The sequence below is a fragment of the Piscibacillus sp. B03 genome (assembly GCF_052246295.1).
Taxonomy (GTDB): domain Bacteria; phylum Bacillota; class Bacilli; order Bacillales; family Alkalibacillaceae; genus Piscibacillus.
This window is the reverse complement of sequence record NZ_JBQQCO010000002.1, coordinates 106,441-119,795: the sequence shown is the minus strand read 5'-3', so window position 1 is coordinate 119,795 and position 13,355 is coordinate 106,441. Positions and strand designations below refer to the sequence as shown.

14 protein-coding genes are annotated in these 13,355 nt (G+C 36.5%); all 14 read right to left on the bottom strand.

Translation table 11 applies throughout. The annotated features are described in order from the left end of the window. Nucleotides 1-91: 91 nt before the first annotated feature. Nucleotides 92-901, bottom strand: coding sequence for a glutamate racemase (racE, locus tag ACTWQB_RS02240; RefSeq protein ID WP_443137556.1), 810 nt, complete (start codon nt 899-901; stop codon nt 92-94). Beyond that, the gene (locus ACTWQB_RS02235; RefSeq protein ID WP_443137555.1) at nt 898-1,374 is read right to left on the bottom strand and encodes a MarR family winged helix-turn-helix transcriptional regulator; all 477 of its coding nucleotides are present in this window, start codon (nt 1,372-1,374) and stop codon (nt 898-900) included. The genes racE and ACTWQB_RS02235 overlap by 4 nt, the downstream gene beginning before the upstream one ends. A gap of 131 nt (nt 1,375-1,505) precedes the next feature. Beyond that, entirely contained in the window at nt 1,506-1,730 is a 225-nt protein-coding gene (locus ACTWQB_RS02230; RefSeq protein WP_091774439.1) for a helix-turn-helix domain-containing protein, read from the bottom strand. 105 nt (nt 1,731-1,835) lie between these two features. Then, the gene (locus tag ACTWQB_RS02225) at nt 1,836-2,300 is read right to left on the bottom strand and encodes an acyl-CoA thioesterase (protein WP_443137554.1); all 465 of its coding nucleotides are present in this window, start codon (nt 2,298-2,300) and stop codon (nt 1,836-1,838) included. A 94-nt stretch (nt 2,301-2,394) separates the two neighbouring features. Beyond that, nucleotides 2,395-3,162, bottom strand: a complete 768-nt coding sequence (sdhB, locus tag ACTWQB_RS02220; RefSeq protein ID WP_443137553.1) for a succinate dehydrogenase iron-sulfur subunit — start codon at nt 3,160-3,162, stop codon at nt 2,395-2,397. Nucleotides 3,163-3,179: 17 nt separating this feature from the next. Further along, a complete protein-coding gene (gene sdhA, locus ACTWQB_RS02215; RefSeq protein WP_443137552.1) occupies nt 3,180-4,937 on the bottom strand; it encodes a succinate dehydrogenase flavoprotein subunit in 1,758 nt (585 codons plus the stop codon). Nucleotides 4,938-4,986: 49 nt separating this feature from the next. Continuing rightward, nucleotides 4,987-5,607, bottom strand: a complete 621-nt coding sequence (locus ACTWQB_RS02210; protein ID WP_443137551.1) for a succinate dehydrogenase cytochrome b558 subunit — start codon at nt 5,605-5,607, stop codon at nt 4,987-4,989. Nucleotides 5,608-5,763: 156 nt separating this feature from the next. After that, nucleotides 5,764-7,560, bottom strand: a complete 1,797-nt coding sequence (gene uvrC, locus ACTWQB_RS02205) for an excinuclease ABC subunit UvrC (protein ID WP_443137550.1) — start codon at nt 7,558-7,560, stop codon at nt 5,764-5,766. A 94-nt stretch (nt 7,561-7,654) separates the two neighbouring features. Then, the gene (gene trxA, locus ACTWQB_RS02200) at nt 7,655-7,969 is read right to left on the bottom strand and encodes a thioredoxin (RefSeq protein WP_443137549.1); all 315 of its coding nucleotides are present in this window, start codon (nt 7,967-7,969) and stop codon (nt 7,655-7,657) included. 320 nt (nt 7,970-8,289) lie between these two features. Continuing rightward, nucleotides 8,290-9,252, bottom strand: a complete 963-nt coding sequence (locus ACTWQB_RS02195; protein WP_443137548.1) for an electron transfer flavoprotein subunit alpha/FixB family protein — start codon at nt 9,250-9,252, stop codon at nt 8,290-8,292. A gap of 29 nt (nt 9,253-9,281) precedes the next feature. Further along, entirely contained in the window at nt 9,282-10,055 is a 774-nt protein-coding gene (locus tag ACTWQB_RS02190) for an electron transfer flavoprotein subunit beta/FixA family protein (RefSeq protein ID WP_443137547.1), read from the bottom strand. 19 nt (nt 10,056-10,074) lie between these two features. Further along, nucleotides 10,075-10,848 carry an enoyl-CoA hydratase gene (locus ACTWQB_RS02185; RefSeq protein WP_443137546.1) on the bottom strand — a complete coding sequence of 258 codons (774 nt, stop codon included), beginning with the start codon at nt 10,846-10,848 and terminating at the stop codon, nt 10,075-10,077. Between the two features lie 12 nt (nt 10,849-10,860). Beyond that, entirely contained in the window at nt 10,861-11,451 is a 591-nt protein-coding gene (locus ACTWQB_RS02180) for a TetR/AcrR family transcriptional regulator (RefSeq protein ID WP_443137545.1), read from the bottom strand. 72 nt (nt 11,452-11,523) lie between these two features. Next, nucleotides 11,524-13,233, bottom strand: a complete 1,710-nt coding sequence (locus ACTWQB_RS02175; RefSeq protein WP_443137544.1) for a long-chain-fatty-acid--CoA ligase — start codon at nt 13,231-13,233, stop codon at nt 11,524-11,526. Nucleotides 13,234-13,355 lie beyond the last annotated feature (122 nt).

Here is a 13,355-nt window from a genome sequence, read left to right as displayed (position 1 = left end):
TTTAGTCTTGTCTATTTATCATTTTCTAATCACAACCCACAGTATATCATAAAAAAACTTATACCTCATTGCTTCGAAGTATAAGTCTACATTAGGCTAATGTAATTTGTTTTAAGGATGCACTTTTTAATTGAAAAATCTCTTCTTTTAAATGTTGAAAAACGTGCAAACTTCCTGTCGTTAAAATAACTGGTTCTTCCTGCTGATGATCTTGTGAGTTATATGAATTATGGAATGTCAAGATTGTGCTTACTTCGAGTCCTGTTTCAATAGCAGATGATAAGACTGTAATCTGATCACCGACCACTTGTTCAATTAATGGTTGAATGATTGGATAATGCGTACAACCCAAGATTAGGGTATCTATTTTAGGATGATCATTTAAAAACCCTAAACTTTCACTCACTACATCAATAGCATCAGGTTCCATAAATCGTCCACTTTCAATAAGAGGAACAAATTTAGGGCATGCTTGACCATTTGTCGTTAAATTAGGATTTATACACTTTAATGCTTTTTCGTAAGCTTGACTTCTAATAGTATTTTCTGTTCCGATAATACCAATATGATTACTTTTCGTTGCTTTAATAGCAGCTCTGGCACCTGGCTCTATTACGCCAACTACCGGGATAGGTAATTGCTCTTGTAACTGATTAATTACCAAAGCCGTAGCAGTATTACAAGCGATGACTAACATTTTGATATCAAAGGTCAGTAAATGTGTAACCATTTCCCAAGTGTATTGAATAACCTCGTTCTCTTGCTTAGAACCATATGGGCACCTTAATGTATCACCTAAATAAATGAATTTCTCTTTAGGTAATTGTCGCTTCAACTCATGTAATACGGTTAACCCACCGACTCCGGAATCGATAACTCCTATTGGACGTTCCAAGTTCATTCTCCTTTATCTTGATGTTTTGCATTTTCTTCATGGAGTTTCATTTCTTCGAATAACTTAGACATTAATACATGTAACGATTTAACTTCACCTTCTGAAAACGATTGTAAAACCTCTTGTAAGTATAATTGCCTTTTTTCTACCACTTCATGAATAATTTCTTTACCTTTATCTAGTAGGTGGATACGAACAACACGACGATCTCTTGGGTCTCTAACTCGCTCTATTAATTCATTCTTTTCCATTCGATCAACTAAGTCAGTTGTTGTACTAAACGCCAAATACATCTTTTTAGAAAGTTCGCCAATCGTCAAATCTCCCGAATCTTTTAACCATTGAAGCGCAACAAATTGAGGTGGTGTGATTGGATAATGATCTAAAATCTCACGACCTCTTTGCTTGATGATATGTGATATGTAACGAATACTTTTTTCTAACTCTGTAATCGTTTTTCCATCAACCGTTGATTGCACAGGATTTCCTCCTCAAAAAAAGTCTATGTTAATATTCTCACGCTTTTTGTAGAAAAATTCAAGTAAATCGTCGATATTGTCATGTTATTTTAAAATAGTAAAGGAACCGGCCAAATAATAGCCGGTTCAAATTAAAGCTGAATTTCACCAAGTCTGATCAACTCGACTACAGCTTGAGAACGCCCCTTTACTTGCAATTTTTGAATGGTGTTTGAGATATGATTTCGCACAGTCTTTTCTGAAATAAACAGTTGCTCTGCTATTTCCTTTGTTGTCTTATCCTGTACAAGCAATTCAAAAACTTCTCTTTCTCTTTTTGTCAGTATATTGGTAGGACGATATTTTTTGCTATCCAAACGGTAACCCCTCCTCTATTAAAGAGTGAGCTACTTGTTCCTTATGAGGAATTACTTAGTCATGATAGTTTATGTTAATAATCCCAATTTGGTTCGAGCATTTAACTATTTATTTACGGATTCCCTAAGAGAGTTAAGTTGCTTTCTTTGATGATCATCAAACGGGACAGATTTTCCGGTTTTCGGATTAATTTGCACAACCGTTCCTCTCCCCGTTAAGCAAAGTTCATTGTTCTGATTAATAGCCATATAATGGATATCAATAGAACTATTGCCAACCTCTGCTGCTTTTACGTAAATTGAAATTTGATCTCCAAAGAATATTTGTCTTATATAATCACATTGTAAATCGCCAACAACTGGAACTTTACTCTGTGCTTCAGCTAAGTGACCAAATAAATTGAGTTGGTCAAAGAATTTTATTCTTGCTTCTTCAAAATAGATAAATGGTGAAACATTATTCATATGACCAAACATATCCGTTTCAGAAAAACGTATCTCAACAGTCGTTGAGAACTTAAATTCAGATCTCCAAGTCGTTAGGTCTTGAATGTAATTAGGTAGTCTCATAACTTTTTCCCCCAATGTATTCAAAAATGAATACTCATTCATTTTTAGTTATAAATTAGAGGCTGACTTCTTGTCAGCCCCTAACAATAAAATATTATACTTGATAGTCACTACCAAAGAAACTCTTGAATGAGTTAACTGTTGCCTCTCTGTTAAGTGCGGCAATTGAAGTTGTTAGTGGAATACCTTTTGGACAAGCTTGTACACAGTTTTGTGAGTTACCACAATTCTGTAGACCACCATCACCTGTTACAGCATCCATACGTTCAGCTTTATGCATAGATCCATTTGGTGTTGAATTGTGTAAACGTACTTGTGATAAAGCTGCTGGTCCAATAAAATTAGACTTACTGTTAACGTTTGGACATGCTTCTAAGCAAACACCACAAGTCATACATTTAGATAATTCATATGCCCACTGACGTTTTGTTTCAGGCATTCTTTCACCAGGACCTAAATCGTGTGTACCATCGATTGGAGTCCAAGCTTTAACTTTCTTAAGTGAATCAAACATACGACTACGATCTACAGCTAAGTCGCGGATAACAGGGAATGTATCCATTGGCTTTAATCGAATTGGTTGTTCTAGTTGATCCACTAGCGCTGTACAAGATTGTCTAGGCTTTCCATTAATGTTCATTGAGCAAGCTCCACAAACTTCTTCTAAACAACCCATTTCCCAATGTACAGGCGTTGTGTCTTCACCCTTAGCATTAACAGGGTTACGTCTGATTTCCATCAATGCGGAAATAACATTCATATTTCTTCTATATGGAATCTCAAACTCTTCTTCATACGATTGAGAATCCGGGCTATCTTGACGTTCAATAATCATTCTAATCGTTTTTGTTTCTTCCGCCATCTTGTATTTACCCCCTTCTATTTCGTTTTAGAATAGTCACGCTTACGAGGCTCTATTAATGAAGTATCAACCTTTTCGTAAGTAATGTCTGGACCATTTTTCTCAGGGTTAAAGGTAGCTTTTGTTGTCTTTAACCATTCTTCATCATTACGTTCAGGGAATTCAGGCTTGTAATGAGCTCCACGGCTTTCATTACGATTGTATGCACCAATTGTGATGACACGTGCTAGTTGAAGCATATCTTGAAGCTGACGTGTGAACATAACACTTTGGTTACTCCATCTTGAAGTATCTGCAATGTTAATATCTTTATAACGTTCCATCAGCTCAACAATCTTCTCATCTGTTTGCTTCAGTTTTTCGTTTTCACGAACTACCGTTACATTGTCAGTCATCCATTCCCCTAGTTCACGGTGTAACTTATATGGGTTTTCACTACCTGAAGTCATGTTCATTAATCCTTCAAACTTCTCTTGCTCTTCTTTTAGCTTTTCATCAAATAGAGACGAAGTTTGATCTTCAGCTAGTTCATCTAGACCATCAATATATTTAACAGCGTTAGGCCCTGCTACCATACCACCATAAATACATGATAATAATGAGTTAGCCCCTAAACGGTTAGCTCCGTGAATTGTATAATCCACTTCACCTGCTGCAAATACACCAGGAATATTTGTCATTTGGTCAAAGTCAACCCATAGGCCACCCATTGAGTAGTGTACTGCTGGGAAGATCTTCATTGGTACCTTACGAGGATCTTCACCTACGAATTTCTCGTAAATTTCAATGATACCACCAAGTTTAACATCTAGTTCTTTAGGATCTTTATGTGATAAATCTAGGTAAACCATGTTTTCACCGTTAATACCTAGCTTCTGATTCACACAAACATCAAAAATTTCACGTGTTGCAATATCACGTGGAACTAGGTTACCGTAAGCCGGGTATTTTTCTTCTAAGAAGTACCAAGGCTTACCATCTTTATAAGTCCATACACGTCCACCTTCACCACGTGCTGACTCACTCATTAAACGAAGTTTGTCATCACCAGGGATGGCAGTTGGGTGAATTTGGATAAACTCACCGTTCGCATATGCTGCACCTTGCTGGTAAAGTCTTGATGCAGCTGAACCTGTATTAATAACAGAGTTAGTAGACTTACCAAAAATAATTCCAGGACCACCTGTTGCAACGATTACTGCATCAGCTTTAAATGCTCTCATTTCGTGTGAGCTTAGATCCTGTGCAATAATTCCGCGAGAACGGCCGTCTTCATCTAAAATAGCTGAGATAAATTCCCAACCTTCATACTTTGTAACTAATCCGTTCGCTTCTTGACGACGAACTTGTTCGTCTAATGCATATAGAAGCTGCTGTCCAGTTGTTGCTCCGGCGAAAGCCGTACGGTGGTGTTGTGTACCTCCGAAACGACGGAAATCTAATAAACCTTCAGGTGTACGGTTAAACATAACACCCATTCGTTCTAACATATGAATAATGCCAGGAGCCGCTTCACACATAGCTTTAACTGGAGGTTGGTTAGCTAAGAAGTCTCCTCCATATACCGTATCATCAAAGTGTTCCCAAGGTGAGTCACCTTCACCTTTTGTATTAACGGCACCGTTAATACCACCCTGTGCACAAACGGAGTGAGAACGCTTAACTGGTACAAGTGAAATTAAATCGACGTGTACACCAGCTTGAGCAACCTCGATTGTTGCCATAAGACCAGCTAATCCGCCGCCCACAATCACGACATTTTTGTTACTACTCATTATGTTGTTTCACTCCCTTATCAATCCGAAATACATAATTAAATCATTATTATGATGCTGATACAAATGCGATTAACGATGCAATTCCCATGTAAGTGAAAATCGCAAATACACCAATAGTAATGTAAGTCATAATAACTTGTGATCTTGGTGTAACAGTAATACCCCAAGTTACAAAGAATGACCATAGACCATTAGCAAAGTGGAATACTGTAGAAATAACACCAACAATGTAGAACCAGAACATAAATGGTTCTTCTAAGATTGTTACCATTAAGTCAAAGTTGATTTCAGTTCCATAAATCGCATTAGCTAAACGGGTTTCCCATACGTGCCATACAACGAAAATTAGTGTAATAATACCTGTTATACGTTGTAATACGAACATCCAATTACGGAAATAACCAAATTTAAAAGAGTTTGGTGAAGCCGTAAAAGCGATATAAACCCCATAGATTGCGTGGAATAATAGAGGTAAATAAATTACAAAGATCTCTAATCCTAAACGCAATGGTAGGCTTTCCATAAAGTGTGCTGCAGCATTAAATGCTTCTGGACCATATGTAGAAAAGTGGTTTACAACCAGGTGCTGCATTAAAAATAAACCAATAGGTATGACACCTAATAGAGAATGTAGCCTACGATAAAAGAACTCACGGTTTTCCGCCATGTGTTACCCCCCTCGTTTTGTGTAAAATAAATCTTTCTTAAAGACATTCATAAAAAGTAAACATGACATGTTATATTGTACTTCTAACGGATTAAAGCGTCAAGAAATCCTTACCAACATCCTAGTTGTTTTTCTACATTTTTCTACAATTTTGCTTTAGTTTTCATCATCACTGTTCTTTTCATTCAAAAAATAAGCTTGAATATTCTCTGCAATATTTGCAGGGATCCCTAATTTAGCCATTTCATCTGGGCTAGCCTTTTGGATTTGTTCAATAGACCCAAAATGTTGTACTAATAACCTTTTTCTTTTTGGACCAATTCCTTCTATTTCATCTAAACTAGATTGAATAGCACTCTTACCTCTTAGTTGTCTATGAAAAGTAATAGCAAAACGGTGGACTTCATCTTGAATCCTTTGAATTAAGTAAAAGGATTGATCATTCCTTTTTAATGGGACGGGGTGTGGTGGGTCCCCATAAAGTAATTCACTTGTTTTATGTTTATCATCTTTAGCCAATCCACATATTGGTATATCTAAGCCTAATTCATTTTCCAAAACATCTTGAGCTGCTGACATTTGCCCTTTTGAACCATCCACCATAATCAAATCCGGTAATGGTTGTTGCTCTTTAAGTACCCTTTTATACCGCCTTCTAATCACTTCTCTCATCGTTTCGTAATCATCTGGAGATTCAACCGTTTTAATTTTATATTTTCGATAATCATTTTTCTTTGGTTTTCCATCTACAAATGTCACCATAGCTGATACAGGATGTGTTCCTTGAATATTGGAGTTGTCAAAAGCCTCTATACGGTGTGGTGTTTCAATATTTAGGATTTCACCTAATGTCTCAACCGCTTTTATAGTCCTTTCTTCATCTTGCTCAATTAATGAGAACTTTTCATTTAGAGAAATTTGAGCATTCTCCATTGCTAATTCAACAAGGTCTTTTTTCTTACCTCTTAATGGTGTCTTTACCCTTACATCTAATACTTCAGATAATATTTCACGGTCACTGCCTATAGGTATATAAATTTCTTTAGGTTTAATGTGGTTAGAATGCTGATAAAAACGGGCGATGTAACTCGTAAATGATTCTTGAGGATCGTTATAAAACGGAAATAACGACACATCCCTTTCTATCAGTTTACCTTGTCTAATAAAGAATACTTGTACACACATCCACCCTTTGTCATAAGCAAAACCAAAGACATCTCTATCAGTTAAATCTTGAAGGTCCATTTTTTGTTTTTCCATTACACTCTCTATGTGTTCTATCATATCGCGATATTCTTTAGCCTTTTCAAAATCAAGATTCTCTGCAAAATTATGCATCTTATCTGTCAGTTCTTGCTTAATCTCTCGATGTCCACCACTTAAGAATGATGTAATCTTTTGGACTAGTTGTTCATTCGTTTCTTTAGTAACTGTGTATTCACATGGCCCTAAACATTGATTAATATGATAATATAAGCAAACTCTCTTAGGCATCACATTACATTTTCTTAAAGGATACAATCTGTCTAATAATTTTTTCGTTTCTCTTGCTGAATAGACATTTGTATAAGGACCGAAATATTTACCCTTATCTTTCTTCACTTTTCTTGTCACAATAAGTCTCGGATGTTCTTCATTTGTAATTTTCAAGAACGGATAACTTTTGTCATCTTTTAGCATGACATTATATTTAGGGTCATACTTTTTGATTAAATTCATCTCTAAAATTAATGCTTCCATCTCAGAAGACGTAACAATATATTCAAAATCAGTAATTTCATTTACTAAACGTTGAGTTTTTAAATCATTAGCACTAGTAAAATACGATCTTACTCGGTTTTTTAATAATTTTGATTTCCCGACGTAGATTACTTCACCTTTTTTATTTTTCATCAAATAGCAACCAGGTTTATCTGGTAAGATCGCTAACTTCTCTTTAATTTGATCAGCCATCAAAAACACCTCAAGTTATAGGGGATTACTTTATTTTACCATGAGTGTATGCTGACATAAAAAGAAGAGCCAACCGAAGTTAGCTCTTTCTTTACTATGCATGTTTTTGTACAAATTGTTCTAGTGCATCTTTTGGCTGGAAGCCCATTGTTTGGTCAACTTTTTCGCCATCTTTAAATAGGATAAGAGTTGGGATACTCATTACACCATATTTTTGTGCTGTTTCTTGGTTTTCATCAACGTCAAGTTTTACAATTTTAACTTGATCGCTCATTTCAGCGTCTAATTCCTCTAATACAGGAGCGATCATTTTACAAGGGCCACACCAAGCTGCCCAGAAATCTACTAGTACTAGACCATCTGATACTTCTTCATTAAAGTTTTGATCTGTTGCATTTACAATTGCCATAATTTAGCCTCCTCAATTTCAATTGTAAAGTAAGTATATCACGGTAATTCTTATCTTTGCCAATACTTTGTTTCTCATTACATTTATATTAATACACAATGATCAAGCGTGAATAAATTCATGTTGGTGGAAGGCTCTTCGCTTTACATGGGCAACGCTTCAGCCTCCTCGTGAGTCAATCTCACTGCGGGGTCTTCAGTTGTTGCTTTTCCTGCTAAAGTCTACGAGCACCCACCAACTTTCGTTTGCAAATAGATATAAATATATGACTTAAATAAAGAGTTCTTCACCTAACTTGAGGCAAAGAACTCTGTCACGTCTTACTTAACTTGTAATGCTTTTAGTTCTTCAGTCAGTTTCGGTACAACATCGAATAGGTCACCTACGATACCGTAGTCAGCAACATTAAAGATGTTTGCTTCTGGGTCTTTGTTGATAGCTACAATAACTTTAGAGTTAGACATACCTGCTAAGTGCTGAATAGCACCTGAAATACCACAAGCGATATAAAGGTCAGGTGTTACTACTTTACCTGTTTGACCAATCTGTAATGAATAGTCACAGTACCCTGCGTCACAAGCACCACGAGATGCCCCAACCGCTGCACCTAGTACATCAGCTAATTCGAAAAGTGGTTCAAAACCTTCTTCACTTTTAACGCCACGGCCACCTGCAACGATAATATTTGCTTCTGATAAGTCAACACCATCTGAAGCTTTACGTACAACATCTTTAATAATTGTACGTAAGTCTTTTACATCAACATCTAATGATGTCACATCACCTGAGCGACTTTCATCTTTCTCAAGTGGAGCAATGTTATTTGGACGGATTGTAATAAACGTCTTTCCATCCTTAATTGCTTTCTTTTCAAAAGCTTTACCAGAATAGATAGGACGAACATAGTTCTCCCCTTCAATTCCAGTAATATCTGATACTAGACCATTATCTAGTTTACTAGCAAGGCGAGGTGATAAGTCTTTCCCTGCAGAAGTATGACCCATTACAAGGCCATCCGGATTTTCTTGATCTATAACAGCCATAGCAGCTTGAGTATATCCATCAGATGTATAGTTAGTTAAATTTTCATGTGCTACTGTTACTGCTCGATCTGCACCATATTGAATCATTTCGTTAGCAGCATCTTCCAAGTTTTCATTTCCTAAAACAACAGCAACTACTTCTGCGCTTTCGTCGATTTGACGAGCAGCAGCTACTGTTTCAAATGAAACGTTACGAATTTCACCGTCTTTTAATTCTGCAAATGCTAATAATTTTGTCATTTTTCATTCTCCTTTCTACACCTGTCAAATTAAAGTACTTTTGCTTCAGATCTTAGTAATGACACAAGTTCCTTAACTTGTTCGTCTGTCTCGCCTTCTAACACCTTGCCAGCTTCTTTTTCAGGTGGAAGGAAAACTTCAACTGTCTCTGTTTTCGCTTCGACATCGTCTTCATCAAGATCTAGATCATCGATTTCTAACTCTTCAAGAGGCTTCTTCTTCGCCTTCATAATTCCTGGTAATGATGGATAACGTGGCTCATTTAAACCTTGCTGACACGTTACTAGAAGTGGTAATGACGTTTCAATTTTTTCTTCGTCACCTTCTACGTCACGTACAATACTGACCGTATCACCATCAATATTTAATTCCGTGATTGTAGTTACATAAGGAATGTCTAAACGATCTGCTAGTCTTGGACCAACTTGACCACTAGCTTCATCAATGGCAACATTACCCGCTAAAATAATGTCTACTTCCTTATCTTCAAAATATGCTTCAAGAATACGAGCAGTTGTGTACTGATCGCCTTCTTCTAAATCTTCTTCAGTATTAATTAATACCGCTTTGTCTGCTCCCATAGCTAATGCCGTACGTAGTTGTTTTTCTGACTCCTCATCACCTACAGTTACGACTGTTACTTCGCCACCATGGTCATCACGGATTTTAATCGCTTCTTCAATTGCGTATTCATCATAAGGGTTAATGATAAATTCTGCACCTTCTTCTTCAATAACCCCTCCGTTAATTTGAATTTTCTCTTCTGTGTCAAATGTCTTTTTCATTAGTACATAAATGTTCATAGGATTACCTCCTTCAAGTCTATTGATCTTTAAAGTTTGGTTTTCGCTTTTCTATAAAAGCAGCAATTCCTTCTTTTGCATCGGAATTCCCAAACACTTTACCAAATTCGACAGCTTCCGCCTCAACACCTTCTTTAAATTGAGAAGTTTGTGCAAATGGTAGTAATTTCATAACTGCATTAATTGAAGGGCCACTCTTACTAGCAAATTTATTTGCTAGTTTCATAGAAAATGCCTCTAGTTCTTCATCACTAACAGCGTGATTTGCTAGACCTAATCTAGCGGCTTCTTCACCACTAATTGGTTCACCTGTTAACACCATTTCATACGCTTTAGGTAAACCAACATAACGCGGTAACCTTTGAGTTCCTGCAAAACCAGGAATTATACCTAAGTTTAACTCAGGTAAACCTAATTTAGCGTTTTTTGTAACCACTCTTACGTGACAAGACATCGCTAGTTCAAGGCCGCCACCTAATGCAGCTCCGTGGATAGAAGCAATAACAGGCACATGGAACGTTTCAATTCTATTGAATAGATCTTGTCCCTTTTTGGCTAAACCTGCGTAATCGCTTTCACCTTGAAGTGTCGTAAACTCTTTAATGTCTGCACCCGCAGAGAAAAACTTACCTTCACCTCTTAAAACAACCGCTTTAATAGACGAACCTTTCTCAATTTCGTCTAATACAGTTGATAGGTCTTGAAGGATGCCTGATGATAAGGCGTTTGCTGGAGGGCTTTGAATTGTAACAGATGCTACATTTCCTTCTTGTTTCCAAGTTAGATGCTCCATCAAGACAACTCCTTATGATTGATGTATTTTAAGGCCATTCGCAATAATGAAATGAACCTCTTTAGCTTGATTGACTAAATCATACTTTTGTTCTTTCATAACCCAGTTAGTCACGACTTCATCAAGAGTTCCAAAAATAACTTGTCGCACGAGTTTAACATTTAAGTGAGAATGAAAAGTTCCCTCTTCCATGCCTTCTTTTAATATTTGATCAACCACCCTTAAATAGCCCTTTAAGACATCATTAATCTTCATGCGTAACTCTTTCTTAGATTGTCTTAATTCTAACTGTGTCACGATGGCTAGCGACGGATCTTCAGACAGCTGACGGAAGTGCATCTCAATTAAATTATACAACTTCTCATCAGCTGATTGATGATCTACAATGACTTCCTCTATGCGAGAAATGAATTGACCCATCTTCTCTTGAAAGACTGATACGAGGATGTCTTCTTTATTTTGAAAATATAAATATATTGTACCATCAGCCACACCAGCTCGCTTGGCAATTTTAGATACTTGTGATGCATGGTAACCATTTTCAGCAATTACTTCTACAGCTGCATCAATAATTTTCTTATATTTCGGCTTATTACTCTTCATAATGTACTCCTTAGAAAACTGAATGAATGGTCATTCACTTATCATAATATAAGCAAAATTAAAAACTGTCAACTAAGATGTCGAATTTGCCTCTTCTGTTTTCATTTTTTCTTTTTCTTCATCCACTAATTTTCTGCGTAAAATTTTTCCTACGGCTGTTTTTGGTAACTCAGCTCTAAATTCATATAACTTAGGCACTTTAAATGCTGCTAAGTTTTCACGGCAATATTGATCTAACTCTTCTTCTGTTAAGTTTGCACCGTCTTTTAATACTATATACGCTTTAACTGTTTCACCACGGTATGGATCTGGTATTCCAGCAACAACAGCTTCTGCAATAGATTCATGTTCATAAAGAACTTCTTCAACTTCACGTGGATAAATATTAAAACCACCTGCAATAATCATGTCTTTCTTACGATCAACTACATAGAAATAACCATCTTCATCCATATACCCCATATCACCAGTCAATAACCAACCGTCTTTAATTGTATTAGCAGTTTCTTCTGGTTTATTCCAATAGCCTTTCATAATTTGAGGTCCTTTTACGGCGATTTCTCCGACTTCACCTACAGGTAATTCTTCTAGTGTATCAGGTTTGAAGATTTTCGAATCAGTATCTGGCCAAGGTAACCCGATTGTTCCTGCTCTTCTGTTCTCATAAATTAAATTAGAATGTGTCACTGGTGATGATTCAGTTAACCCGTAACCTTCAACTAACTTACCTCCTGTTACCTTTTCAAAGCGCTGTTGGACCTCCTCTGGTAATGGTGCAGAGCCACTTAAGCAAGCCTCGATGGATGATAGATCATAGTTCTTTAATTTAGGGTGATTTAACAATCCAATATAAATGGTTGGTGCGCCAGGGAATAATGTTGGCTTTTGTTTATCAATTAATTTAAGAACTGTATCAACATCAAACTTCGGTACTAATACCATTTTTTGCGCCATCATTACGGACAAGTTCATTACAGCTGTCATACCGTAGACGTGGAAAAACGGTAAAATTCCTAACACAATTTCATTAGCGTATTCTGCTTTATACACCCAATGACGACTCATTTGAGTATTGGCAACTAAGTTACGGTGCGTAAGCATAACACCTTTTGGAAAACCTGTAGTGCCACCTGTATATTGAAGCAATGCGAGATCTTCTTGAGGGTCAATTTCATAGGCTGTATAGTCTGTACTCGCTTCTTCTAACATTTTGGTCCAAACATGTGTGTCACCTTTATGTTCAGGTTTGACCACGATGTTGTACTCTCTTTTCTGTATAATTGGATAGATTAAATTCTTAGGGAATGGTAAATAATCCTTGATACCGGTTACAATAATGTGTTCTAAATCAGTATCACCTTTTACATTATTCGCTCTTGGTAACAAAATGTCCAAACATACTAAGAATTTTGCTCCTGAGTCCTTTAACTGGTATTCAAGTTCTCTTTCTGTGTACAGTGGATTTGTCTGAACAACAATTGCACCACCAAGTAAAGCACCATAGTATGTGATCACGGATTGTGGTGTATTAGGTAGCATAATTGCTACTCTGTCACCCTTTTCAAGACCTAATCCTTGTAGATAACTTGCGAATTTCTTGGCAGAATCAAATACTTCTTGATATGTGATTTCTTTCCCCATAAAATGTACAGCACACTTATCAGGGAATTTCTCTGCCGCGTCTTGCAAAAAGTCCTGTAAAGGTCTATCGTCATACTCAATCGTTCTTGGTACTTCCTCAGGATAATGCTTATACCACGGTTTAGTTAAATCTACCCCCACTATTAACAGCCTCCTTTAATATATATTAATTAATATTATAAACAACATTTGGACAAAATTAAAACAATTATTCTAATTATCAGACAAAATCGACAAAAAAAGTAGTTCACAAGACCTATATA